16 protein-coding genes are annotated in these 26,728 nt (G+C 42.9%); 4 read left to right on the top strand and 12 right to left on the bottom strand.

The window, feature by feature from the left end:
* Nucleotides 1–253 precede the first annotated feature (253 nt).
* Nucleotides 254–1,855: a glycoside hydrolase family 32 protein gene (locus tag NYE45_RS16085; protein WP_340017387.1), complete on the bottom strand. Its 1,602-nt coding sequence runs from the start codon at nt 1,853–1,855 to the stop codon at nt 254–256.
* Nucleotides 1,856–2,185: 330 nt separating this feature from the next.
* Here NYE45_RS16085 and NYE45_RS16080 point away from each other — a divergent pair, with 330 nt between their 5' ends.
* A complete protein-coding gene (locus NYE45_RS16080) occupies nt 2,186–3,304 on the top strand; it encodes a LacI family DNA-binding transcriptional regulator (protein ID WP_340013136.1) in 1,119 nt (372 codons plus the stop codon).
* A gap of 424 nt (nt 3,305–3,728) precedes the next feature.
* Here the strand turns inward: NYE45_RS16080 and NYE45_RS16075 are convergent, their stop codons facing one another.
* The 5 genes from NYE45_RS16075 to NYE45_RS16055 all read right to left on the bottom strand — a co-directional run bounded on the left by NYE45_RS16075 (nt 3,729) and on the right by NYE45_RS16055 (nt 8,173).
* The gene (locus NYE45_RS16075) at nt 3,729–3,869 is read right to left on the bottom strand and encodes a hypothetical protein (protein WP_340013135.1); all 141 of its coding nucleotides are present in this window, start codon (nt 3,867–3,869) and stop codon (nt 3,729–3,731) included.
* Nucleotides 3,870–4,822: 953 nt separating this feature from the next.
* Entirely contained in the window at nt 4,823–5,581 is a 759-nt protein-coding gene (locus NYE45_RS16070; RefSeq protein ID WP_100527504.1) for an SUMF1/EgtB/PvdO family nonheme iron enzyme, read from the bottom strand.
* Between the two features lie 231 nt (nt 5,582–5,812).
* Nucleotides 5,813–6,364: a histidine phosphatase family protein gene (locus NYE45_RS16065; RefSeq protein WP_340017386.1), complete on the bottom strand. Its 552-nt coding sequence runs from the start codon at nt 6,362–6,364 to the stop codon at nt 5,813–5,815.
* 516 nt (nt 6,365–6,880) lie between these two features.
* Nucleotides 6,881–7,009, bottom strand: coding sequence for a hypothetical protein (locus tag NYE45_RS16060; RefSeq protein ID WP_340013133.1), 129 nt, complete (start codon nt 7,007–7,009; stop codon nt 6,881–6,883).
* A gap of 933 nt (nt 7,010–7,942) precedes the next feature.
* Complete coding sequence (locus tag NYE45_RS16055; protein ID WP_340013131.1) at nt 7,943–8,173, bottom strand: Beta-galactosidase C-terminal domain; 231 nt, start codon at nt 8,171–8,173, stop codon at nt 7,943–7,945.
* A gap of 328 nt (nt 8,174–8,501) precedes the next feature.
* Between NYE45_RS16055 and NYE45_RS16050 the strand changes: the two genes are divergently transcribed.
* Nucleotides 8,502–9,710 (top strand): sugar efflux transporter, encoded by a 1,209-nt coding sequence (locus NYE45_RS16050; protein ID WP_340013130.1) that lies wholly within the window; start codon nt 8,502–8,504, stop codon nt 9,708–9,710.
* A gap of 430 nt (nt 9,711–10,140) precedes the next feature.
* Here NYE45_RS16050 and NYE45_RS16045 read toward each other — a convergent pair whose 3' ends face one another.
* A complete protein-coding gene (locus tag NYE45_RS16045) occupies nt 10,141–17,457 on the bottom strand; it encodes a DUF5695 domain-containing protein (protein ID WP_340013129.1) in 7,317 nt (2,438 codons plus the stop codon).
* A gap of 256 nt (nt 17,458–17,713) precedes the next feature.
* Here NYE45_RS16045 and NYE45_RS16040 point away from each other — a divergent pair, with 256 nt between their 5' ends.
* Nucleotides 17,714–18,646 carry a helix-turn-helix transcriptional regulator gene (locus NYE45_RS16040; protein ID WP_340013127.1) on the top strand — a complete coding sequence of 311 codons (933 nt, stop codon included), beginning with the start codon at nt 17,714–17,716 and terminating at the stop codon, nt 18,644–18,646.
* A gap of 127 nt (nt 18,647–18,773) precedes the next feature.
* Here the strand turns inward: NYE45_RS16040 and NYE45_RS16035 are convergent, their stop codons facing one another.
* From NYE45_RS16035 to NYE45_RS16015, 5 genes are all read right to left on the bottom strand, one after another.
* The gene (locus NYE45_RS16035) at nt 18,774–20,759 is read right to left on the bottom strand and encodes a beta-L-arabinofuranosidase domain-containing protein (RefSeq protein WP_340013125.1); all 1,986 of its coding nucleotides are present in this window, start codon (nt 20,757–20,759) and stop codon (nt 18,774–18,776) included.
* 391 nt (nt 20,760–21,150) lie between these two features.
* Nucleotides 21,151–22,134: a family 43 glycosylhydrolase gene (locus NYE45_RS16030; RefSeq protein WP_340013124.1), complete on the bottom strand. Its 984-nt coding sequence runs from the start codon at nt 22,132–22,134 to the stop codon at nt 21,151–21,153.
* A gap of 28 nt (nt 22,135–22,162) precedes the next feature.
* Entirely contained in the window at nt 22,163–23,011 is an 849-nt protein-coding gene (locus tag NYE45_RS16025; protein ID WP_340013122.1) for a carbohydrate ABC transporter permease, read from the bottom strand.
* Between the two features lies 1 nt (nt 23,012).
* On the bottom strand, nt 23,013–23,909 hold the full coding sequence (locus NYE45_RS16020) for a sugar ABC transporter permease (RefSeq protein ID WP_340013121.1): 897 nt from the start codon (nt 23,907–23,909) through the stop codon (nt 23,013–23,015).
* Between the two features lie 84 nt (nt 23,910–23,993).
* Nucleotides 23,994–25,331 carry an extracellular solute-binding protein gene (locus tag NYE45_RS16015; RefSeq protein WP_340013120.1) on the bottom strand — a complete coding sequence of 446 codons (1,338 nt, stop codon included), beginning with the start codon at nt 25,329–25,331 and terminating at the stop codon, nt 23,994–23,996.
* A 262-nt stretch (nt 25,332–25,593) separates the two neighbouring features.
* Here NYE45_RS16015 and NYE45_RS16010 point away from each other — a divergent pair, with 262 nt between their 5' ends.
* A complete protein-coding gene (locus NYE45_RS16010; protein ID WP_340013119.1) occupies nt 25,594–26,658 on the top strand; it encodes a GntR family transcriptional regulator in 1,065 nt (354 codons plus the stop codon).
* Nucleotides 26,659–26,728 lie beyond the last annotated feature (70 nt).

Here is a 26,728-nt window from a genome sequence, read left to right as displayed (position 1 = left end):
TTTAATCAATGATTTGTTCGAGATGCAACCTATATTTAAACATCTGCCTCCCAATTCTTCTTTTTATGACAATGTAACTTGGATTTCCTTTTTGGCTGCATAGGTCGAAACTTGGACATACAAAAAAACCGTTGCTCCTTGATATAAAGTTCAACGGTTTTAAGAGAATATATGACCATTTTTTCAATAAATAATATAGTAAAAGTGTTTTTTATCCGCACAAAACTCTTATTACTATACAATAAAAAGAATTTTACAATGTTGACGCTTCATTGTTCCAGATGTTTTGTAGTTCTACTATTTTTAATTCGTTTACTACTAAACTTTCTTCCAGAGACCTTAGCTCGAGTCTGTTCATATTGTAATCCTGAATATGGTTCATACACATATATACTTTACCACCGTTAATATAGATTTCAGTTATGATTGTATCAATAAGAATTCGTATTTCAATGCCACCGTCGTAAGATTCCGCGGGGGCGAGGCTTTCCAAGCATTTTAATTCCTGTTTGCTTCCATTGTACGTCATGGTGAGTCCAAAGATCGATAAACTAAAATTTGCATCACTCGCCGGTGAAAGATTCAGGGCAATATCATAGAGCTTGCCTGTTAACTTCTCTGTATATGCTGAACCTGAAACAAGCTGAATATTTTCAACTTTATCGATACGCATATACAACTCTTCAATTTCGCGAACCGGATAGGCACATAAAAAGACATCATCTTGAAAGCTTTTTAGTTTCATTTCACAAGGGAAGTACATACAGCCGCCAAAGGGCACCGAAGGGATTGTACTAGAACTATGAGCAATCCTGATCCTTCTTCCATCTTCTCGGTTGATATTGGACCAGGATTGTGAAGCATAGCCACTATTGCCGTAGTTTAGTCTCTTCAACTCCGTTTCAGGTTTGAAAGTGTTCCCATCAAAGTTGCCTATAACATAAATATCTGATGCCCCGATGAGTACCCATTTGATTTTTTGTTCATCGTTATCTACCGCAAGCGGGTAAAAGTCAGGGCATTCGGCTTCATTAGATAGCGTAATGATCTGAATTTGCTTCCAATCTAACAGATTTTTTGAAGAGAGTAATGCAAACTGATGATTATCGAGGTAAAGAGACATGATATAAATGTTACTTTGTTCATAATAAATGATTTTCGGATCCCTATTGCCAGGCACAATTTGTTGCACCAAAGGATTTTTATTATATTTTTTGAAACTAACGCCTCGATCTGTACTGTACGCAAGGCATTGAGTAAAGGGTTGACCCTTAGAAGTTTCAGAAGTGTTTCCAGCTGCTGTATAAAATATCAAAATCACTTCATTTTCATTCTCTTGGAGTCCAGTAACATTATTCGTGTCTACGATTGCTGATCCTGAAAACATCGTTCCTGTAGTATCAGGATATAAAGCAATATCTTTTTCATTCCAATGAACCAGGTCACTACTCACTGCATGTCGCCAGTGCATATTCCCCCATATGTTCCCAACAGGATTGTGTTGATAAAACATTAGATATTGATTGTCGTAGTAAACCAAACCATTTGCATCGTTTAGCCACCCTCTTTTGGCGGTAAAATGGAACCCCGGGCGGTATTTATCGATGTAAGCCTCTTGATCAGGGACTCCTCTATCCGACATCTTTAGTTGCAAGTCAACTTCCGGAACACAAGTTATTTCCAATTGATGGCCTTTAAATCGTTCAACATTTAAATAAAATTCATAATCAGGATTGACGAAATCCAATTGAACCTCAAGATCATATTCCATAATCCCATTAATATAAAATTCTACACGCTTTTTTTGAGCATGATGGTTTGCTGGAAAAATAAGATACTTAGAATCACATTGCATTTTCAAATTAAAAACCTCCATCTTTTCTTTTGTTTTTTTTGCTACCCATTCTTTATCAGTTGTATTAATACGCTTACAACAAGATTATTGTAACGCTACAAAGAGGATATGTAAACTTACAAAAATGCTATTTTGTAAATATTATTGTCAAAATATTTGTCAAAATCATCAAAATAAGAAGTTGAGGCAAGCAAATTTACTTAAATGAGATTATTGACAATTACAAAACCCATTTTGTAAAACCTGTTGTTAGCTAAATGTTCTGAATATGCTATACTGTCATGTAGATCGATATCACAAAACTAAAACCTTGAGGTTTGGAGTAGACCTATGAAGAATAAATATACGACGTCCGATATTGCTAAACAGCTTAATCTTTCTCGAGCAACCGTGTCTAAGGCGTTAAACAATCATCCGAGTATCCCTGAAAGAACGCGAAAACTCGTGCTTGAGACAGCCGAAAGTCTCGACTACCGACATATCCGTAGGAAATCAATTCCGATAGATGCTGATAATAATTTTCAAGGTAGCGAACCCGAGGAAGGATTCACCAAAAAAGTTGCATTCCTCATTAAATCAAGTATAAATATCTTCCAAGAGGAGTTTTGGAGCGAGGTACTTCGCGGTGTCGAAGAATCGGCTCGCCAGAACAACTACCAACTCGTGCTCACATTTGGTACTGACGAGGACTTACACGAAGGTCGCCTACCCGATACGATCGCCAGTCATTCTGCAGATGGTATCATTCTGGCAGGCATTACAAGCAAGCGATACACTGAAGTCGTTACAGCAAGTGGCATTCCAGTAGTCTTAATTGACGGCTATTACGACTCGGACACGAGTAGGGTTTTGTTCGATTCCGTGCTTTCTGAGAACGAACAGGCTGCTCGAAACCTTACATGTCATCTGATTGAACTGGGACATAAAGAGATTGGATTTATTGGTGACATCTCGATAAGCCGATCTTTTATGGAACGTTATCTTGGTTACAGGCATGCCATGGTAGATGCGGATTTACCCATTAATAAAAATCATTGTATTTTGGAACCTAGTCAGACAAATTATTATTCTATTCAAGAATTCTCCAGACAACTTGATGCTATGAACCCACTCCCAACGGCATTTGTTTGCGCAAACGACCTGGTGGCGTTGCAGATCATCCGTTATCTTGAATCGGTCGGTCTTCGCGTTCCAACAGATTTGTCGGTTACCGGGTTTGATATGATGGGTAAACTCACTGATTCCACGCTACCTCTATCTCGACTGACGACAGCCGAAGTCAAGGCGGACCGGATCGGTGCTCGATCCTTCGAGCAGTTACTCTGGCGTATGGAACATGCAGACCGACCGTACGAGTTCGTACGATTGATTTCCCCTATCTTAATTGGTGAATCAACGACTGCCCCCACACCGACTTCTAAAACGATACGACCAGTGGAAAAGAATTAGTAATGAGACAATAAGCTGTCAGCCCATTTACAGAAAAATAAACGGTGTGGAAGAAGATTCGATGGCAGAAAAACATGAGATTCAGAATAAATTTAACAAAGAATGAATAATGCAAGATACTTTTCTTTTTCAAAAATCGAACTTTTCAAGTAGAAATCTTGGAAATTCTTATTTAATACATGTTAGATCAGAAAACCAAATAAAAAAAGATAAAGCTGATTAAATTAAGTCCTAGATGAGTAAATTTGATATGGTAGATAATCCTTAAACCATAAAAACAAGTAGTGTACTCTCGAGAATATCCTGACTGAAGATATTACCTGAAAAAAATAAATAAAATAAGAAATGACTAGCATCTTTAGAGCTAGTCATTTCTTTTACTTTATACTATTCGCTCAGATCTTATGGGGTATTCATATAAAAATTACTCAACCAATCCTGTTCGAATAGCTATCACTATAGCAAGGAACAAATTGACTAGTTCTTGTTGGTTCAAATAGGTTGTAAATAAATCCTTGTTATTTCTCAAATCAAGTAAGACTCTGATATCTTCTTTCTCTGCCAAGTGTATGCTGTATTCCATACCCACCTCCCCTCCCCACCTCCCCAATACTTCAGACTCTCACCGATAATATAAATCCTACATAGTACCATAATAGAACTAACCTTCCCGTTAGTTTAATGAATAAATTGGCAAAATAACGATTACGCCTATTCTGCAATAGAAACATGTTCTTGTCCCTAACAATGACAAATCAGCACAAAGTACAATATTTGAATATGTTTCCCTTCCCTTGATCCAAAATCACATTCAGCTTCCTCCCCTTTTCTTTGTTAAAGTGCTTGTTAACGAACTTGTTTTAACCATTTCAATGGATTACAGTTCCAGTGGAAATACCTCCTAGCGTTGAAGCTGGTATCTTGAACATAATTCATCCTGTAGTCTGTTAATCGCTCAAAAGAGACTCACTTCTACACTTAGATATTTATCTAATCGGAAATGGGAACATGTTCTTGTCCATTTCGGCAATCGGTACAAGTTCTTGTCCTCAACAGCTAGTTTCAGTCTGATATTTCGCTTTTTCAATACCTAGCCGCTCGTGTTTAACCTCTCATCGTGTCAGTTGTTCTAAACAAATGTGAACATTTTCATGTTTTACGGTACTTAATGAGGTTTTAAGTGATACGTTCAATGATTAGATATAGATCTAATCGGTAATCGGACTATGTTCTTGTCCATTCCGGCAATCGGTACAAGTTCTTGTCCTTGGCTCGGGACAAGAACTTGTACCGATAAAAATAAAAAAGCCGCTAAAATAGCGACTTGAATGGGAATATGTTCTTGTCCTTCGACAGAAATTGAATGCTTTGTCAAACTGAGCATCTGTAACTTTTATATAGCCGTTATGCCGATCTTAGTCGTCGGCTGCCTTCTGGTCATCAGTAAGTTATAGTTTCCGGATAGTTGAACACCTACCGTTAGCTCAACGACTTGAGCATACTCGATGTGTCGTTTTCTCAAGGATTTGTAAGTGCTATTCTAAAACCAAGATCATCTATTTTAAAATTGGGCATGCTTTTCCTTCTACTCGTAGAACCACAATTGTTCTCCACTTCAGCCCAACTGCCTCCCCTGAAAACTCTATAGTTCCCATATCGTTCAGCATCATATAGATCCCAGCACCATTCCCAGACGTTACCGATCAAATCATAAAGTCCCCATGGATTAGGAAGCAACTGTCCTACTTTATGAACAGATCCATTGGAATTTCCTTGATACCATGCAATTTGATCAATTCTTGCATACCGATATCCCTTTGATCCTGCTTTGCACGCATACTGCCATTCAGCGTCTGACAGTAATCGAAATCCATTCGCTATTTTGTTAAATATTATGTTCTCACTTTCGTTTGTAACTGTGTAACATTCCATCCTGCCAAGCTTTCTCGATAACTCATTACAGAAAGCAATAGCATCCATCCACGAAACTTCCGTAATTGGCAGCTTACTCACAATCGGCTCTATTTCTTCTTCATGCATGACAAAATGATATAACTGCTGTGTTACTGGATACTTCATTACATGGAATGGCTCTATAGCTTCAGTCCACGTTATAGTCTTTTTACTACTTCCTGGGTTAGATAAAGTGTAATCAGTGCTAAGCCATTTATCTGTATTAAGAAAATCGCGTAGTTCAATTGATCCGCCTTCTATGGGTACCATCAAATCCATTATTTCTTTTAGAAAACGTACCTTGTCACTTCCGTACTTTTCCATATCTTATCCCCCCATTCTACCTTACCGCCAACCAAATTCGACCCAGAAACTGTATTATCCTGCTTAATAGTTGCTAACGACGATAAACTCGTCGATACTTTTAGTGTGGTTCACCGCGTCTAATCTTGAAAGTATCCTATCCGTTAGTTGAATAAAGCAACCAATCACAATGATCGGCTGCTTTTTTTGTTTTATTGAGCTAACGTTTCCCGTTAGCTTAGTCCACAATAGCTAAAGGTGTTTAGTACAGTTATATAATTGGCATGCCCACTTGTTGTTAGTGTGTGTAAGAATGGTTATAGAAGTATTATCTATATACGTTTTTTGGAAATGTTGCGGCAAAAGATGTTGTAATGACAGCCCAATCAATGCTCCATGACTTATAACTAATATTCTTTTATCAACATATTCTTTAATCAGTTTTTCTAGAAAAGTTAGACCTCGCTTTGCGACCATTTTGAAATCTTCCATACCAAGATTTTGCTCACGCCAATTTGCTCCCCAACGTGTGATACGCTCTTCCTCGGTAGTGCCCTCAATTAGCCCGCAATTAATCTCTCTAATACGTTCATCAGTGAATACGGGTACTCCTAAACATTGCTGAATGATTTCGGCAGTTTGCCTAGCTCTCGTTAGATTACTGGAGAATATAACATCCCATTCTTCGCTTGAAAGTCTTTTTGCCAGTGCAGTTGCTTGCGCTATTCCTTCTTCGTTTAGCGGTATATCAGATATTCCTTGAGCCTTGCTAAGATTATTCCATTCAGTAACCCCATGTCTAATAAGACCTATTGTGATGACTACAAATTCCCATCATTGCCCAAACAAATAGTACCACATATTGGAACTATACTGCCCGTTAGTTTAATGAATTGAAGGGCAATATGACGATTAGTTATGCGTCTAACCGGAAACAGAAACATGTTCTTGTCCTCAACAGCTAGTTTCAGTCTGATATTTCGCTTTTTTAATACCCATCCAACCATGTTTAACCTCTCTTTTATTCAGTTGTCCATAACAATGTGAACATTTTTATGTGTTATGGTACATAATGATGTTTTAAGTGCATGTGATCAATGTTTAGATATATATCTAATCGGCAATCGGACTATTTTCTTGTCAATTCCGGCAATCGGTACAAGTTCTTGTCCCTCGACATCAGCTATCTCATGTTCATGATCTTTAAAAATACTAATTACACTCCAATCTTTTCTCAAGTAATAATCAGCAATATTGATCTTATCACTGTATCGCTCTCTTCTTTCCTGAAGTATTTGTTCTAACTTCAGTTCTTCTGTTTTATTCTTTAACTTTTCCAGTCAAAGAAGGCCGATGAGTGTTTTTTTTATTTTTATCAAATGCTCTTACAATCTCTCTCGCTGTTGACCTAGCTAATGCCCTTGTTAGAATATCAATTAACTTTGCCAAATTTACTCCTCCATGAAAATATATTAGACACTTGCGATACCTGTTAACCCACTACTTAGTTCATCCCCACGCTCGACGGAAATTTCAAATCCTCTGTAGCCGTTCATACGTTACCTCAACATCTTTATCGCATCAATTGCCGTAATTGTTTGCAAGGCTACGATAACTTTCATCGTTGCTGTATATCCTGTTTGATTAGTTATTCGCTTGTTGGTACGAGAGTACCCATGATGCTGTTCTCACCAGGTGTGGTTGCTTCATAGCGGGAACCAGCTACATCCTATTCCACAAATTCGATATCCGTTGCTCATAACTTCTGTAGTAGTTGCTAGATCTGCTGTAACTAATTCTTTTTGCAGCAACTGTGGTATTATTCGAGAAGTTTTGATCAATTCCTGCGTTTATCCTTTTACTAATTTTCGGTATCTCTTGAGAATTTATGTCCCAAACAGGGCTTGCTCTTCTCCTCATTTAGTTCGAATTACTGCCTTTCCTTAGAAGAACCCGCTACTGGGATCTAATGATGACGGGCTAGTTGGTTCATTGGTTTATGTTCTTGCACCCCGACATTACTTGATCTCCATCATGATACCTTAGGGAGTTCGCATCTGTGGAATTTATAAAACAAAATTAAAGCTGATTTGAGATAATCCTTCCGAGGTATACATCTAATCGGAAATCGGATGAATTACTTTGATTTTTTGTATGGATAAATGTGTCTATAAGCAATTATAGCACCCGTCTTTTCTTTCATTTTATATGGTTTAATATGCTAAATAAGTTTATTTTCTGATTTCGCCTCGCAACGGATATCCTTGCCCTTGGATAACAGTCCCTACTGCCAATCCTGTAGCGGACATTCACCACGAACTCATCGTCCATGCCGGACACATTAGCAAAAAAACAAGAGATTTAGAAAACCGGATCTCTTGTTTAGAATCGTATATATAGAACTCCAAAGGTGTGAGCCGCTGCTTTCTTGGTATTATCAACCTGTCCTGTTACGATTTCGTCTGATTCAACATCCACGTATCCGTTTTGGTCAAGCTCAACCCTTGCTACAGCACCTGAAAAGTTAAGCAAGAACACATAGTCGCTGTCTCCATCCGTTCGTAGCTGTGCGGTGACTCCCGCTGGAAGTCTGGATTGCTGCGCGCCGTACACCTGATTTGTTTTGAAACCTCATCTTTTTAAATCTATCGCCTGTCTTTAATTGCGTTAACTTTAACTCTCATCCCCCTGTCTTAGAAATGACTATGTATTTCCTTATTAACGACCTGTTGATAGTGAAAAGGAAACCTCCTTTTTCCGGGAAACTGCCTTTAATTTACTGTATACTCACACGAGTCTATGGTAGGTTTAGGCAAGCATTTGGCACGAATGTTATATTGTTTGTGTTGTCATTTAGTACATAATAAAGATGTACGATTGATTCTATTCAGCCATGTATGGTGATCACACAACAACAAATTTTGAGGAGTAATTTTACACTATGATCAATCGATTCATCAGCTTATTTTCCATTCCTTCGTATGCTTTACTCTTTATGTGTATGGCATTACAGGGAATGGGCATTTCACTCAGTACCCCTTTTTTATCTATTTATTTCACGGAACAGCTTGGCGTATCTATTGGTATGTTTGGTCTTTATCTAGCCGTTACACTAATTGCAGGAATATGGATCAGTACGCTAATCGGGAGACGTTCTGACCTTGGCTTGAATCGGAAGAGCGTTTATCTTTTCTCTACTCTCTCTAATGTCTTGGCCTTTAGTGGATACTTGTTCATTCAAGATTTTCCGATGTTGTTCATTTACATGACTGTGTTTACTGCCCTTGGTGCACCAGGAATGCCCCAGTTGTTCGCTATTTCTAGAGAAGCAGTGATAAAGAGTCATTTTACGGAGCGTGCGTTTGCTAATTCTACCTTGCGTTCTGCTTTCTCTCTCGGCTTTATTACAGGTCCTTTAATCGGCACTTTATTACTCGCTGCTATTGGATTTAAGGGGATTTTTTTGGGAACGATCGGAGCTTTCCTACTCGTTGCTCTGCTTGTTTTTCTGTTTCTCAAATCAAACACAGAAATGAAGAGCAGTAATGCTGAAGCGAATATAAAAAGTTTCCGACTGGCTCAAAACCGGGATATTCTAATTCCTTTTCTCATTATGATACTCATGTATACGGCTCATTGGATGAGCAGTATAAACACGGCTCTCTTTATTACAAACAATCTTGGGGGAACGACAAGTCATGTCGGTTTAGTCAGCAGTTTATGTGCTGCGCTGGAAATTCCCTTTATGATTGTACTCGGTCTACTTAGTGCAAAGTATAGTAACCGAATCTTGGTGTTTTGCGGGGCTATTTTTGGAGGAGCTTATTATTTCGTTATCCTTATCTCGAACGAGATGTGGCAAATGCTTGCAGCACAAATTTTGCTCGCTGTTTTTGTCGCCGTCATTTCAGCGATTGGAATTAGCTACATTCAGGACCTGCTGCCTAGTATGCCGGGATATGCTTCCACACTCTATTCGAATTCATCCACAATCGGCAGGCTGATTGGTAGTCTTGTGGGTGGTGGAGTAGCCAGCATTGTGGGTTACCGATACTCATTTATCTTCTGCTTCATACTTATCATTGTTGCTGTAATTATGCTTGTGGTAAGTGGAAGACAGCCTGTAGATGAACCGCAAATTTCAACCTAACTACGCCGATTCAATGAGATAATGTAGATTTTTAAGCTTCTCCACCTACGGGGTATGGCAACTTATTCTAAACTAACCTGCACAATAGTCGAACAAAAGCAGCCGATCATATATTAGCTGCTCTTGTTCGACAATTTAATTATCATTACTCCCTATTTTAAAGAATGAGTCTGTCATTCAAACCAAATCCATATGATTGTTTAACATTGAAAAGCGCGCATAAACTTGATTACACAACCCACTCCCTAAAGAATAACCCACCTGCCCGTTAGCTTAACGAAACAGATAAACATCAATAATATGCTCACATTATCCTCAGGTTCACATAACGTTTTTTTTAAACATTGGCAAGGTATCATGCTTGAAGCATTCCCTAAAAAAGAAACCGACCTTTTTCCTGTTTCTGCAGGACCAAGGTCGGTTTCTTTAATTATAGCTGCGAGAAAATCTTATACAGAACTTGAGTAGCTTCTGCTCTGGTTGTCGTTCCGCCAGGACTCAAGATGACACTGCTTCGCCCGTTTATGAAACCCATTTTAACCATTGAAGACATATCATCAATTGCGTACTTTGCTACATTTGCCGCATCTGTAAATCTCTTGAGATCCTCAGCTGTATGGGTCTGCTCGGTTTTCCCAACTGCCCGCAAAGCCCGCATGGTTAGCACAGCCAAATCTTGTCTAGAAATTTCCATTTCCGGATAGAAGCTGCCGTTTGAACCCAGGGCGATCCCGAGTGCTTTGGCGATTCCGATTTCCTCATAATAGAGGTCTGTTCGCTTCATATCACTGAAAGTGGTTTTGAACTCTGCTTTGAGATCCAGTGTCCTTACCAACCAAGCTAGATACTCACCTCTTGTGACCTTTTGCCCGGGACTAAAGCTTGTTGCTGATGTCCCGTCGATGAATCCTTTGGACGCCATTGTTTCAACCGCTGGTGCGTACCACGAATCCTTAATGACATCATTGAAGAACTTCTTCGTATAAACAACTGCATATTGACCTGTATTTGCCGCTGGAAAAACCATGGCTTGTAGAGCACGGTCGTATTTGCCATTCAGTAGCTGAACAAATGTACTATTTGCAGCCACGTACGAAACTGTAAGGTATTTGGAATTGGCCAATTCTTCAATATCAGGAGTATAAGGCAGTCTGATTTCAACCGGTGTATTCAAGGTTGCCATTTCTTCTCCATCTAATTGCACAGCGAATGCAATAACAGGTCTGCTGCCTATCACTGATTTTACATCTGAATGAAGTTTTACAGTATTTAGCCGGCTCAGTGACAGTTCCACATTTTTGGCACCTGATACATACTTCAGCAAATTAGAAGGTACTGCAACGGTTCCAAATTCCGTGTTAATCTCGATCTTGATGTTGGCATGCGCTGCGGTTAGTGCAGCTGCAGGAAGCTCAACCGCATAGGAATGGGCTCCCTCTGCTTTCGAAATATCCACCATGAATGTTTTAATATTACTGCTATTCGCCTTTACATGTTCCAGAGCCTTATTAAGATCTTCCTGACGGATGGGTGCTCCTTTAGCTTTACCGGTTTTGATATCCGTCTTTGGTGCCACAATCTTAATCCAATTCCCTTCGACTTTGATGTTTTCAGGAGCCGGTGAAGGTGTGGTCACTGACACAGGTGCATCCGTTGACGGCGGTGTTTCCGTAGGCTTCGGATTAATTGCTGGATTGCTGATAACGACAGTAAGGGATTGACTCGCATAATGAGTTGCCGTTTCTTTATACCTTACTTCGTAGATTCCGTTACCAAGACCTGTAACCTCTGTGCCTGTGATCGCATTCCAGCTGCCAGCGTCCACTCCCACTTGCCGATATTCCATTACAGGACTTACACCAGTGATCTTACCATCCTTGGCCCCGGCTGCACTGACATTTACAGCCTTGACCTCTGCACTGGACGGCTGACTTTGCTCCTGCTTGGTTCCGTCAGGCACAACGATCAGGATAGCAGGACTTGGATTGCTCAAATCCGTTCCGGAGTACCGGAGCTTGTAGCTGCCGGCCTCGAGGCCTTCAATGCTGTTTCCACTAACCGGCATGTAACCACCTTGATCCGCCTTTCGGTACTCCATATCGACAGTCACATTTTCAATTCTGCCATCGTTCCCGCCTGCCGCTGTAGGCGGTGTAATGACGAGTCCTTCCGCTGTTGGTGCCTCTCTGTCTGCCTTGGCTTCATTGCGAATGTCCACGGTTACCGGCGGACTTGCCTTTAGGCTGTCTGTGGCTGCATACCGGATCTGATAGCTGCCAGGCTCCAGATCGTTGATTCTTGAACCTGTAACAGGCGTGTAGTCCTCTTCGCCCAGCTTCCGGTATTCCATCGTATCATCCAAGCCCTCAATTATGCCTTTAATGTCGGTATCCGAATTGGCGTGTGAGATCACCCACCCACTTGCATCTGGTGCAGCCTGCTCCTGTGTCTGCCCTTCCGGAATAACGACTTCCTTATCCAGGCTGGCGCTCAGCGAACCGGTCTTCATATACCGGACATAATACTTACCAGCGCTGAGACCTGTGACCTCAATTCCTGCAATTGCAATATATTCTTCTTCGCCTTCCTTCTTATACTCCATTTCTGTTGTCACACCAATCAGTTTGCCGTCATCTCCATCAGGAATGGACGGTGCCACACCGGCCGGTGTAACTGGAGCCTCACGATCAGGACTGGATATGGCCTGGTGAACTTCCCATTCCCATAAGCCTACACCGTTATCGCCTGCCCGCGATTGTTTGGTTAGGGTAACCCGCAATGCCTTTACATTCAGCACCGAGTCAAACGTGTACGGATTGGAGGATTCCGCTGGAGTATGTTCAATCACTTTGATTCCCTCCGTAACCGTTCCCGCTGTTACCCATTCATCAGTTGCGCTATCCGCCGGGATGTAGGAATAAACGATTTGGGTAGGCCGCTTGATTCCGCCGGCATCTGACCACAGCACCAGATTCGAACTTCGGATAGATGCACCCTGCGGCCATTCATATTGCACCCACTCCTCTGCGCCTTCATGCCCCCAGGTTCCCCAATGCGAAATGTTGTTGCCATCCTTCTTACCGTCGTTTACTGCAGCCAGACTCTCCCAAGGAGAGGTATAGCTGGAAGAAGCATTTGCGAGGAAGGCCCAGTTGCCGTCTCTCGGACTGAGCAGACGCAAATCCGTCAGCAACTTCTCGAGCGCCAGGGCAATTTCCTCGTCTGTGGCATTCATATTCTTGATCACAGCAGATGCTTCTGTCTTCGCCGCTTCGATTGGCGCAAGACCTGGATCTGTAAGGTTCGAAGCATTTAATGTATTTACATAGTTATAGACCTTGATCAGTTCTGTCTTATCTATCGCTCCGGTATAGCCGTATACCTTCCATTCCAGAATACCGCTGCCATTAACGGAAGGCTTCATGTCCATACGAACACCTGTAATATAGGCGGGCTCAAAGGTCGTTGTATTGTATTTATTAAGTTCATTGCCCAATCCCTTTATGTCCCGCGGGGTATACCATTTCCCATCTTCGCCGCGAAGCATAAGCTGCATATCCTTCGGACGGAAGTTCCCGCCGTTGTCTTGAAATACATATACATCCATGAATGAGGCCAGGAATGGCTGATCCCATTCATACGTCACCCATGCAGGATCTCCTTCTCTACCCCAGTTATGCCATGCACTGTTGGGGGCACCTCGGTTCGGAGAGAAATCTGCCGAGCTTTTAGGTTCAATGCCGTTATTCATCGCTTCCGGATAACCGTCGCCACCAGAGAAGCTAGCGGAAGCCTTGGCTGTCAGCGCCGCATTTTGCAGCTCAGTATTCACGACATGTACGGTAGCCCATACCTCCAAAGCACTACCATTGACCGTTCCTCTGGCTTCAAATTGGCCTACACTAGCATAGCTGCTTGGATCAATAGCATCCCAAGTGATTTCCTGCTCTAGATACCCTTCCTCTGACAGAATATAGATTTGTCTAGGAAGTTCTGGTTCAATATCCTTCTTGGTGACAACGCTGAGTGCCCGGTAAACGTCAACGGTATCTTCCTTGATCTCTATCGTTATATCCTTGCTGGCCTTCTTGTCTCCGTCTGCCGCACTGAAGGTAAACGTGTAGGTGCCTGCCGTACTTACACGCGCATAGGCTGCTGCTTTGTCACCATCCACAAATGAAATGTCCGCTGAACCTTCAGGCTTTTGCTTGACGGCCCAAGTGTACTTCAACTGGGGTTCTTCTGCCTCGCTATGCACAGGGTCAGGAATAGCCTCCCCGGACAATACTACGATACTGTTATTGGCAACATCCTGAACCGCTGTTACTTGGCCAATTGCTGGAGGCTGTTTATCCGGCGGTGAAGCCAGTTCGAATATTACCTGGCCGGAGCCAGTCAGTTGTCCATCACTTGCGCTAAGCTTAACTGTATATGAGCCTGCTTTGGTACCCGTAGCCTGTGTAATACTTGCTTTCGGATGAGTAAAGGTTAGCTTGGCGCCTTCCGGGGCACTGACCACTTCCCATTGATAAGACAGAGTCCCTTTCGGCGCGCCATCATCGGTTACAATCCCATTCAGCATAAATGGAATCAACGCCTGTGAATGTTGTGTCGCCAGCTCTACAGTAATTTGCGGAGCTTCATTTTCGCCGCCGGCTGACTTTTCAATGATCAATTCAGCACGCTGCACGCTACCCATCTGAAACATGGCAACGCCTTCATTGTTCTGAACATAGAACTGTCCGACAGCTGCACCATTCAGCTTCATGGTATAGTAACCATTCTCCATCCCTACTCCATCGAACAAAATCCGTGAAGTATGCTCTTTCCCTGATGTATTCAGGAGCTGAAGTGTAAAACCCTTGCCATTTTTTTGAATTTGCGCGCTTTCTACTTTATCGCTTTCCAGCTCCAAATAGATTTTCTCATCGATCAGATTGATGCGTTTGCCGAAACCGTCTTTCGGCGTAATGTTGTAGCTGTCTCCTTCGTCACTCACCCGCGCTCCATAACCGAACAGCCCGAATATCGGATCTGTAACAATATCGGAGCTGATGCTGAGAAGGGAACCATAGAGGCCTTCTTCCGATTCGCCTGAAAAATCATTCCAGCCGTTACTCATGACGCGTGAGCCGCCATCGTATACGTCCTTCGTACCCGTACCTCCTTTATACATCGAATATCTCCAAGAGGTACTGCCAACTGAATTAGCCGAAATCTGTCCCATATTGACGGCATTGAAATTCGAAATCTTCGCGGCATAATTTCGCTGCTGTGCAATTGCCTTCTGCTCCATCGATCTGCCATCATTCTCATACCTTAACCAGTCATCCATAATGTATCCTGCTAGAGACGCAGTATATTGGAAATTCCACCAGCCTTCACCGCCGCGGAAAACGGGCACGGAATAATGGAACCAGGTAGGCTGAATACCGCGCATCGCACGTGTTTTCCAATCGGCCATTTCCATACTTTTCTCAGCTGCACCTGTAAGTGCGTCTGCTGGATAGTACGTGCGCAGTGCCTTCGCTGCTGCATAAGCCCCTTCTTCGCCAGTATTGTCATATTCAAATTCCGACCCGTAAGGATAAGTGGCTCTAGTCATATTCCGTCCCTTGTCGAGGGCGAACTTTTTCTGCAGATTGGCTGACTCGTTCTGCATCCCCTCTTCCTTCAGTGCTTCAATCATATCCGGGATTTGCTGCTCGCCATAGAATCCGATGGCCCCGGTGGAAACGCGCTTATAGTAGATGTTATAAGCTTTCTCCAGATAAAACTGAGGCGATTCCCGGTACTCGATCAGATTAGGATAAGCCTTCTGAATCCGGTACATATTGAAAAATCCGGTAGCTTCCATGATTTCGGAGAACGTACGTGTATAAGGCTTATCTTTGTCGGTGTACGCTCCAGAATCTTTCAGCCAGTTTGCAACGATGTAGCTATCCTGCGTATTCTTCATGTATCGTTCCCACATGAAGTCGATCAGGTATGTCTCGATAGAGCGAATTTCAGCGGGATTGGGAGCCAGATAGTTCTTCATCGTCATGAAGTTGATGTTGTCATGGCTCCAGTCATCCCCCCAATGGCTTGTATTGAGATCGATGCCACTTGTTAGGTACCAGTCGAAATAGTTACCATAAGTCGGACTTTCCGGATTCTTATCCTGTGTTTGCTGGACCATGAATTCGGAATGGGCATCCGAGATTGCATCCAGCTCGGCTAGAACATTGAATTCAAATTGAGTGAATTTATCCAGCCATTCGTTGCCGTCCTTCAGCTTATATTCGATACGCACACTGTTGTTGCCGATCGAATCAAACTGAAGCGAATAGATATGATGCTGTTCACCATTTACGATCTTGGTCTCCACAAACTCAACCGACTCGTTGTAGCCAGGGTTCCCGTCCGGCAGTCCACGTCCGGCCCGCGAGTTGTCAACCATTTCCTTTCTGCTCTTCCCAGGCTTGATATCCGGAATATGCGCTTCATCAAACGGATCATTCTCTGCCACATTTTGAATATCGATGGATTGTACATCAACGATATTGTCGTCATAGTGCAGGTCTAACTTGACAGGCATATTGATTGCAGTCTGGAAGCCCGGCACCGCTACGGCATCAATCATGCCTGATTTATATAGGATGGACCGGAGATTGGCTTCACGGTCTTCCATCGAGGTTGAACTGTTATTTGAGCTTTGGGCACTTTCCTGCGGCGTGTTGTCTCCTCCACGAACTGCTGAGAATTTGAACTTATACGTCTTGGACTCATCCGGTCCCAGTACGAGGCTGGAAGCATCAGTGAAGTAACCGCGTCCCGTTTTTTGGATTTCTTTGGAGTGAATATAGAGCACGTTCAGCCCCGGATACCAGCCGCCACTGTCTCCTGTCCAGTTTTTAAAGGTGTCCGCAGCACGTCGCTCTCCTGCTTCATGCATCCAATAATCCACATACTCGATTCGAGCGCCGCTTTCCGGCACCGGAGTGAAGAGCATAAAGTTTCCCTCACCACTGGTGCGGATGGCATAAGAATATCCACTGTCAGCACCTGCGAAATTATGCACCGTCACACGGTCATCATAGGTATCGGATAAGGTCTGATATTTGTTATTCCAAGGCATCGGTAAGCCGATATCCCCGAATTCGATATACTGATTACTTTTGTTCTTCATCGTAATTTCCCAAAGCATTGAACCGTCATCGGTCTCCATATCAAAAACGGATTTCACATCGAAGCCCTTCATTACCCGCTGGTCTGTAGAATTGAGGTTCTGTCCAATAAAGTTGACTTCTACCTTCTTGCCGTCTGCTGATGCGGTCTTGTTCATATAGGGGTTATCCGGATTAATGGTCGAAACTTGTGTAGATCCCCCGGCAGCCAATGTTTTATTGGTATCAACTTCTACAAAGCCGTCCCTGTTATCAGGGAATTGTCCATTGGCACCTGTACGGTAAGAAAAGATCATTTCCCCCATCCATTGGTGCTGAGTACCATTCTGCGGCGATGTAGTGTTAGGAAGTACGAAATTGATCGGCTCCCCTTGTTTATTGGTAGGATTATTGTTGATATAGAGCTCCTCAATCTGACCTAAGTCACCGACTTTGGCCGACAGGCTGGCATTGGAGATACCGGTCTTTACCGCAGCCTTCGCGGCCCCAGGCAAAGCGCTAACCTGCAGCGGCAGACTTGAAAATGCCAGGAGAAGCGCGATCATAAGCGGCTTCCACTTCTTCGAAATCATTGTCATTATAACCTCCTGTATATATGTGATCATATCCATTAGGGGTTTAATTCTCTTAAACCGGTAAGTATAGTTTCTTCTACGAAATACCTTTGACCGATCCATCGAAAATGACGTTCATTCTTTCGTCTAAAGTAGAATCTCTAAAGAGTGAAGATAAGGTTCTAAACCTGAATCCGTTGAAGGTTAAAACTGAGTTTAGTAAGCGCTTTATTTTCTATGTTACTTGCTGTATCATAAAAAATAAATGCTCGATGCCAACATGAATTTTAAATATTTCAACCTGTTCGGAGGTGCCGGATTGGACTCGCCCATCCTTCATTTCATCACCCCGCCCATTCCCTATTTTATTGATTGCGGACGTGCTTCTTACGAAGTCGGTGAATATCACATTAGCCGCAGTGACATCGGTGTCTTTGATCTAATTGTCGTTACACGCGGTTCGCTCGCCATTAGCGAGAATGGGACAGAATGGCTTCTGAACCAAGGAGAAGCACTGATCCTTAAGCCCGATGGACACCATTACGGCAGCGCAGCCTGTAAGGCGGAAACGGAAATGATCTGGATTCATTTTCAAACCTATGGCAGCTGGAGAGAGTCTGCCAACATGGACGAATGCCTCGCCAATCAAGCCGAATTAATCGAGACACATAAGGTGAGCGCATATCTGAACCACTGTGATGTCTGTTCCATCTTCATTCCCAAACGTATGCACATTGCATCGAAGGATATGGAACTGCTGGAGCATTTCTCTCAGCTCGATCAGGAGCCTCAGTCCATGCGCAATTGGAAACGACAGGCGACCTTCCAGCAATTTATGCAGCATCTGGACCTTGGGCTTTCTTCACTGTCCGACGTTGCTGCCATCCGGATTGCCGAGAAAGTTGAACTCTACATCCGCCATAATTACCCGCTACCGATCTCCAATCCGATCCTGCAAAAGGAACTCAACTACCATCCAAACTATCTCGCACGCAGCATGCTGAAAGTGTATGGCATGACTCCCATGGAATATCTGCTGCATTACAGAATCGAACAGGCCAAAAAGCTGCTGCTGCAAACCTCCTGGTCCGTTGCTCGCATCGCCGAAGAGATCGGCTTCAATCATGTATCCTACTTCTCTTCCTGTTTCTCGAAAAAAGAGGGCATCTCTCCTTCCAACTTCCGCAACAAGTTTACCAACTCAGATAAATAAAATGACTCAATCAGAACTGATGCCGTGAAAAAAAGTGTCCGCTCACCAAAGATCACGTTATCCTATAGCGCGTATTTTGGGTCTATCGGGTGCTTTCCTTTTTACAGCAGCACTAGTAGACTTCTTCTTATTCGCTTTCGCGAATCCAAACACTCATTTCTCCTTCATCCCGATTGGCCCAAGTGAAGTAAGGAATGAACCGAAGCTCGGCAGGCTGTGTATCCCAGTGAACATCACTGCGATACAGATGTATTCCCCAGTCTGCTTGGGATACGATTCTCTGCCCAATGGTTGTAAGTGCCGGGACCCCCAGAGGCATCTGTTCCCCGCTACCAATATGAAACTCGGCATCCCGAGGCAGATGAATGCGATGCAATCCGCGGCCATTGTCGACTTCTTCGAGACAGTACATAAACGGTCCCCGCTGGATGGCTACTTTTCGGAAAGTGGCTTTGATGTGATCATGCCCTTTCATACGCAGCAACTCCATTGGGAAGTGAAGCTTGATCTCATCACCAGCTCTCCACGTACGGGTCACCTTTATGTAACCGCATTCAAAAGTAAATCCATCCTGTTCGGTCTTCTCCCCATTAATCCACAGCTCGGGAATCTTGCACCAGTCCGGCTTTCTCAGAGCTATCGTAAACTGCATTCCCTCTGGGGAATCGGGCCGAACGATCAGCTTCACATCTCCGGTGGAGGTATAGTCAGAGTCCATGGTTAGGGCTGCTCTCCTACCCTGAAGTGTGAATTCCCCTTCCCCTCCGATGTACAATTGCACATACAACGTAGCCTGTTCCACAGCCGGGGTAAATACATATTGATCCAATGAGGCAATTAATCGAGCAATGTTCGGCGGACAGCAGGCACAACCAAACCACCCTTGCCGGCGTGTTCGCACGTGAGCATAATTAGGATTCACACGTTGAATCTCCGGATCGACCTCAAGCGGATTCACATAGAAGAAACGTTGACCATCCAGGGACATTCCACTAATCACCGTATTGTACAGGGCACGCTCCATAACATCTGCGTACCGGCTATCCTGCTCCATCTGCAGCATGCGCTTCGCCCAAAAGATCAGGCCAATTGAGGCACAGGTCTCTGCGTAGGCAGTATCTCCAGGCAGATCATAATCGCCTGTAAATGCTTCTTCCTTGGCTGATGAACCAATGCTTCCCGTAATGTACATTCGCTTGCTTACGATGTTGCTCCACAATTTTTCACAGGCTTCTTTCAGCGGTATATCCTCCGTCTTCGCAGCTACATCTGCCATAGCCGAGCACATGTAAACCAGTCGAACCGCATGACCTTCTGCTGTCGACTGCTCCCTAATGGGTATATGGGACTGGGAGTACGTGTGGCGGTGAACCATGTCCAACTCGCCAAAATGTATGGTACGGCCCCTTTGCTCCCATTCTTCTACAAAAAAATGAGGACTCGCTCCCCGCTGATCCAGAAAATAACGGCTCAGTTCCAGATATTTCTCTTCCTTTGTCGTCTCATACAATTTGAAGAGTGCAAGTTCAATCTCCTGATGTCCATCATAACCTGGCAATTGTCCCGGCTCTGTACCAAACACGGTGCCTATATGATCCGCCAGGCGAATAACCACATTCAGCAGCGTGCGCTTGCCCGTGGCGTGATAGTACGCCACACCAGCCTCAATCATATGTCCTGCACAATAGAGTTCATGACACTCGGCGAGGTTCGTCCAGCGCGCCCCAGGTTCACGCAGGGTAAAGTACGTGTTCAAATAACCATCGGCTTGCTGTGCCCGAGCTATGGTCTCAATAACGGAATCCACGAGGACTTCCAGTTCCGGGTCGGGCTTCGCGGAGAGCAGGTACGAAGCTGCTTCAATCCATTTCGCAACATCGCTATCCTGAAATACCATGCCATAATGAACGCCCTCTTCATCCCCAGCAGCAATGTGGAAATTGCGAATAGCCCGGCTTGGTTCAGCTCCTTCGATACGGTCATTGAGCGCTTCCCATTGATAAGGAACAACCACGTTGCGGACCAGTTCAATGTAATGCGACCAGAATGGATCATTGATTTTATGGCTATAACCTGATGTCTGTGGATGGTGCGGGACGTCCGGCTTTGTCATGAGAACCTCTCCTTGTTCTTTTTTATAAGCTTATTTTACAAATCATTACATCAGGGCGAAATCATCATTTCCAACTGAAATTTACATAATTACAACCTTGTATATATGCTAACCTTGTAACAAATCAGAAACTTGCCCGTTACAGTTCCTCTCGCTGTAAGTGACTCAAAGCCCGTTTTTGTATCTTATCGAGTTGTTTGTCCCATACTAAATGTTTTTATTTCATCAGATGAAACTAGGTTTCGTTATGTGAGTTTTTTAACTTACAATATATAATCTGTTGAACGAAGTCGAAGGCACCCAGTAGGGTGCCTTCGACTTCTAACTGTCTCTCTTTGGCAAGTTGGATAAACGAACTCAAATCCATCAACCAACCTTGTGGTACACTCGTTCATTGTAAAGAACGTGCAAGTGCTGCAACAGAGCCGCGGAAATCGGGTTTGCCGTCAGCCGTCCACAAAAGCTCTGTCACAAATGTATGGCGATTCGGATCGTACAGCGGATCTCCTATAATGTTCTTGTACGTTCTTGCGTGAAACACCAATAGCGTCTCTTCGTCGTCCTCTGACACCGTGAAGGAATTATGACCGGGACCATACATTGAGATGCTCTCATCTGTCGAGAGAACCGCTGTTTGCGACTTGCGCCATGAGGTGGCATCGAGCAAATCAGCATCCGCATCGGCTTCAAGTAGGCCCATGCAATAATTGAAGTCGGTGGCGCTAGCCGAGTAAGAGAGGAATACCCGATTACCCTTGCGAAGAAATGCCGCGCCTTCGTTCACTTTATAACCAATGATCTCCCAGTCATATTCCGGCAACGAAATCATCGTTTGCGGCCCAGTCAACGTCCACGGGTTGCTCATTTTAGATATATACAGATTAGAGTTACCTTCAATATTCGGATCCTTTTGTGCCCATACGTAATAACGGCTTCCATTATGCTCAAAGGTAGTGGCATCGAGGGCGAAGCTTTCCCACTCGGTACGAACCTGCCCTCTTTCCGTCCAACTGCCTTCGAGCGGATTGGCATTTTCATTCTCTAGCACGTACATCCGATGGTCGAACAAGCCTTCATTCGTTTCCGTCGTGTGTGCGGCAGCGAAATACACGTACCATTTGTCATCAATAAAATGCAGTTCTGGTGCCCAAATATTAGCACTAAGGATACCCGTCTCGCGCTTTCTCCAGATCACTACAGGAGTTGATGTAACAAGCCCCTCAAGGTTCTGGGCTCTACGGATTTCAATCCGATCATACTCCGGAACGGATGCTACGAAGTAATAATAACCGTCCGAATGTCGGTAAATAAAAGGATCAGCTCTTTGCTCAATCAATGGTTGAATGTCATGTAACGCTCGTTGTTGGATTTCCATCTTATCACCTGTTTCATCATAATATACACTACCCTTTGACAGCGCCTGCAGTCATGCCATCTATGAAATATTTCTGAAAAGCAATGAATAGTATAAAAATTGGAATGATGGAGAAGAACGAGCCTACGATCAATAGATCATAGTTATTGCCATAAGGAGTTAACAACGTTTTCAAACCAATTGGGAGTGTATACTTACTCTGATCTCCGAGCACCATGAATGGCCACAATAGATTATTCCAGCTATTCATACCATTCAGAATGGCCATTGCTGCAAAGGATGGCTTCATAATCGGCATAATTAGTCTCAAATAAATCGCATACTCGTTTGCGCCATCAACCCGCCCAGATTGAATAATCTCTTTGGGTATGCTTCGTAGATACTGCCTGAAGAAAAATATCGTCGCGGCATTGGCTATACCGGGCAGAATGATTGCCGAATAGCTATTGACCATTCCCAAATCATTAATTAGGCTGTACAAAGGAACCAGCAGTATTTCGAAAGGCACCATCATAATGAGCAAAACACATATAAAAAGGAAGTTCTTACCTTTAAAATCATATGCTGCAAAACCATAAGCAACAAATGCGCTTACAAAAAGTGTTAAAACCACTTGAACGATTGTTAAAATCATACTGTTCCAAAACCACACAAAATAATCATGTTCTCCAGTAAACAGATAGATAAAATTATTAAAACTCATGATTTCAAAATCCAAACTTAGGTTAAGACCATATCTAACTAATGATTCACCGGGTTTAAAGGAAGATAGGGCCACTGCATAGAATGGAATCATAATTAAAACGAATAGTATAATGAATAAACAAATAATTACTATTCTAGAGATGAAATCACTCCTCGTCTGACTTTTGCCCACTTTAATCCTCCTCCTTTTTGAACATTCCACTAAATTTCAACTGCGTTAAATTGATAACCATAGCAATGACTAACAGAACGATACCAACTGCAGCTGCGTAACCAAGCTTATTCTGCTCAATCCCTTGTCTGTACAGATATCCAACAATGGTTAAGCCAATATTTTTGGGTGAATTGTTACCGTTAAACATCATCAGGCTCTCGGTAAACATGGCTAAACCTGCATAAACACTAATTGTCGTAACATATACGGTGGTCGGCTTCAATAATGGCATTGTGATTGTTCTGAACTTCTGCCAAGCAGATGCCCCGTCAATTGAAGCAGCCTCATAATATTCATTGTCAATGCTTTTCAAACCGGATAGATAATAAAGCATATTAACACCGGTCCATCTCCAACATGCGAGAATTAACAGTGCTGCCATACTCCAATTTCCGTCTTTCAAAAATTTAATAGGTTCTATACCAAATAGACCTAAAAAACTATTCATTAATGAACCTTCCATTTCACCGAATGTAAGGCGGAAAATGGTACCCGCAACTGCGACAGATGTCAATGCAGGTAGAAAGAACGAAGATTTAAAAAACTCTCTTCCCTTCATTAACTTACTGTTTATCATAACGGCGAATAACATTGGAAAAGGAATTAACAGCACTAAGGTTCCTAACATGTACACAACGCTATTTTTAATAGATGTCAAAAACACTTTATCAGTAAGTAATTTCGAATAATTCGCTTCACCAATCCATTTAGGATCCTGTCCCAACATCCTATCTTGAAAGCTCATTACGAATGAATTTACAAGTGGATAAAACCAGAATATCAAAAATATGAGTATAAATGGCAACACAAAAACATAAGGTGCAACTTTTTGAGAGTATACAAATTTCTTTATCATATTCTCAATCTCCCTTGACTAAGGTTAAACCTGCCGACTACTATACCTGCCGACAGGTTTAACCAAATCATTTACTTATCATATTTATTTTAATTCTTGTTCAATTGCTGCTTGTGCTTCATCCAACGCTTCCTTCACGTCTTGACCATCTTCAAAGATGGCGTTCAAAGTAACCGTATTGAAGATATTGCCGATGGTCGGTGAAGCTTTAACGGACTTGATCGCTCTAATTTCGTCCTTGATTTCATTCAAAGTATCAAATGCATTTGTTTTAAAGTATTGGACGTATTCATTATCAGGGTTTTTCGTAACTGCATCATCTTTCCATACTTCCATGTTAATTGGGTCAAATCCAAGTGTATTCCAGATTTCAGTCGTAGCTTCTTTCGAAAGCTTAGCAAAGGCTACAAATTCTTTGGCCAATTGAACGTCTTTACCGCTCTTAGTAACAACTGTGCCAGTACCGCCTAAGCCAACGGAACGAGGATTACCTTCTTCAAATACAGGCAATGGAGCAATTGCATACTTACCTTTAAGGTCCTTCATTTCATTTACAAAGCGGGACATGTACCACTCAGGCATCAATGCACTTGCGTAGTTGCCTTTGTTGTATTCGCCTTTTGCTTCTTCTGTGTCGGGTTGTCCGCCTGGGATCGTATGAATAACATTGTTCTTCTGCAGATCAACTAACATTTCATAGGCTTTAATCATTTCAGGCGAGTTCACTTTTGGATTACCATTTTCATCTGTAAAATCAGCGTTTTGCTGAGCTAGTAGCAGCGATGCTTGCCACGTAGCTGATGTATCAGCAGTACCTAAGTACTTGCCAGTCTTTTCATAAACCTTGATACCTGCTTGTTTGTAATCTTCCCACGTTATGATTGTCTTGTAGTCAACTCCTGCTTGCTCGAGAATTTCAGTATTGTAGAAAGCAAGCGTCGCACCTACGTGATAATCAAAGCCATAAACCTGATCGGCTTTGGAGTAAATCTCGACACGCGAAGGAACAACAACGTCTTTATATGGTGCAAATACATCATTTAAAGATTCCAGTGGAACGTTGTCACCTTCCAGGAATTTAGGGAATTGACCAAGCTCGATATCCGCGATATCAGGAGCACCTTTTCCGCTTGTAACTGCCAATAAGAGCTTGTTGTGCATATCATCGTAAGGCATAACTGTTACATTCAACTTAATCTGTTTGTCTGGGTTCTCTTGGTTCCATAACCCCAGCATTTTATCCAAATGCTTGCCGTGCAAATCTACGAATGTCCAAAATGATAATTCTGTTGCATTCTCACCGGCATTAGCGCCTAATTGCTGCGTTTCTGTTTTTGAACCGGAAGGATTACCACATGCAGTAAAAACAAGTGACATAATAAGGAGTGTAACGATGGAGATTAAAGCACTGCGTTTTTTCATTTGTTCGTCATCCTCTCTTTTTTTGTTATGCATTTGAAAAGTCGGCTGACTAGTTAGTTCTGTTAATTTAAGCGGTTTCAGTACACCTTGGCACCACCATCCTTAACATAATTCTAACCTTTCAAAGAAAAGACCCCTTCGCAAAAATTTCTCAGATTTCATATTGTAAGCGCTTTACACGCCGTATTATAATATATATGAAATAAGCTTTATATAACCAATTGATTATAAAATCATAAAGTTTATGGGGAGATGCTACTCTTTGAAAAAGCTGGCGCTCTACAAACAAATTCAAGAAAATATTATACAGAAAATTAAATCAGGGCAGCTTCGGCCCACAGACCGCATTCCTTCTGAGCAAGAACTAATGGACGAATTCAGAGTAAGTAAAATAACCGTCAAGAACGCCCTAACCCTACTCGCTGACGAAGGATTAATTATACGCGTACAGGGCAAAGGCTCATTCGTCTCTTCTAGTCTTGTTGTTTCTAGTATCAATTTCTCGCCATCCCCATGCAGCGCGTCCTCCATGCCGCTCATTGGCTTCATCATTCCGACGATGAGAACCCGTGTCATTCAGAAGCTCGTTGACTACACGGAACACTTCCTGCAAGAAGCCGGCCTCAGCATGGTACTAAGCATCACGCGCGAGTCCTCCTCTATCGAATCAAACGTCATTCGTACACTAATGGAGCTCGGTGTGAAGGGGCTGATCGTTTTTCCAACAGAAGATGAGAAGTACAACGAATCATTACTGCGCGTGTCGCTCGATAAATTCCCGTGTGTGTTCATCGACCGCTATCTGCGCAACATTGAGACGTACACCATTACATCCGACAATTACGGCGGTGCGTATAAGGCTGTATCCCATTTGCTATCCAAGAGTCATCAGCAGATTGCGCTCATCTCACCTGAAAATGCCAATACAGCCGTCGAGGACCGCACGCTTGGCTTCGAGCAGGTGTACACAGATCAAGGCATCTCAATTGACAAGAGCTTGTGGTGTCACATTCCTCTCGACATTCTACGCAGCGAGCAAGCATTGGACTATGTAAGCAACTTCTTGCAGAACCACAGTGGAATTTCGGCAGTCTTCTCCTTGACTGAAGAAACAGCACGCCTTACATCCGCCGCGATCAGTCTTCTGAACGATCACTCAAATATCGATTTACTATCTTTCGATAATCCACATCTTTCAGGCGTAGCTTATGTGCAGCAGGATGAACAGGAAATGGCACGAACAGCCGTAAAGCTGTTATGTGAACAGATGGAAGATATTTATTCTCCTAAGAACGCCGTCATCCCCGTGGAACTCATCTTCCCTTGACACAAATCTAAACTCAACTCTTTGCTTTTATGTTTAAATCAGGTCTTATTGTTTGTTGTAATGCCCTAAA

Origin of the sequence: Paenibacillus sp. FSL K6-1318 (assembly GCF_037976905.1) — a bacterium.
Classification (GTDB): domain Bacteria; phylum Bacillota; class Bacilli; order Paenibacillales; family Paenibacillaceae; genus Paenibacillus; species Paenibacillus amylolyticus_A.
This window is presented reverse-complemented; position numbering and strand designations above follow the sequence as displayed.

Coding starts and splice junctions, on each gene's coding strand:
- NYE45_RS16085 (WP_340017387.1), bottom strand. CDS start 1,855: ATGCAATGTGATTCTAAGTATCTTATTTTTCCAGCAAACCATCATGCT.
- NYE45_RS16080 (WP_340013136.1), top strand. CDS start 2,186: ATGAAGAATAAATATACGACGTCCGATATTGCTAAACAGCTTAATCTT.
- NYE45_RS16070 (WP_100527504.1), bottom strand. CDS start 5,581: ATGGAAAAGTACGGAAGTGACAAGGTACGTTTTCTAAAAGAAATAATG.
- NYE45_RS16050 (WP_340013130.1), top strand. CDS start 8,502: ATGATCAATCGATTCATCAGCTTATTTTCCATTCCTTCGTATGCTTTA.
- NYE45_RS16045 (WP_340013129.1), bottom strand. CDS start 17,457: ATGACAATGATTTCGAAGAAGTGGAAGCCGCTTATGATCGCGCTTCTC.
- NYE45_RS16040 (WP_340013127.1), top strand. CDS start 17,714: ATGAATTTTAAATATTTCAACCTGTTCGGAGGTGCCGGATTGGACTCG.
- NYE45_RS16035 (WP_340013125.1), bottom strand. CDS start 20,759: ATGACAAAGCCGGACGTCCCGCACCATCCACAGACATCAGGTTATAGC.
- NYE45_RS16030 (WP_340013124.1), bottom strand. CDS start 22,134: ATGGAAATCCAACAACGAGCGTTACATGACATTCAACCATTGATTGAG.
- NYE45_RS16020 (WP_340013121.1), bottom strand. CDS start 23,909: ATGATAAAGAAATTTGTATACTCTCAAAAAGTTGCACCTTATGTTTTT.
- NYE45_RS16015 (WP_340013120.1), bottom strand. CDS start 25,331: ATGAAAAAACGCAGTGCTTTAATCTCCATCGTTACACTCCTTATTATG.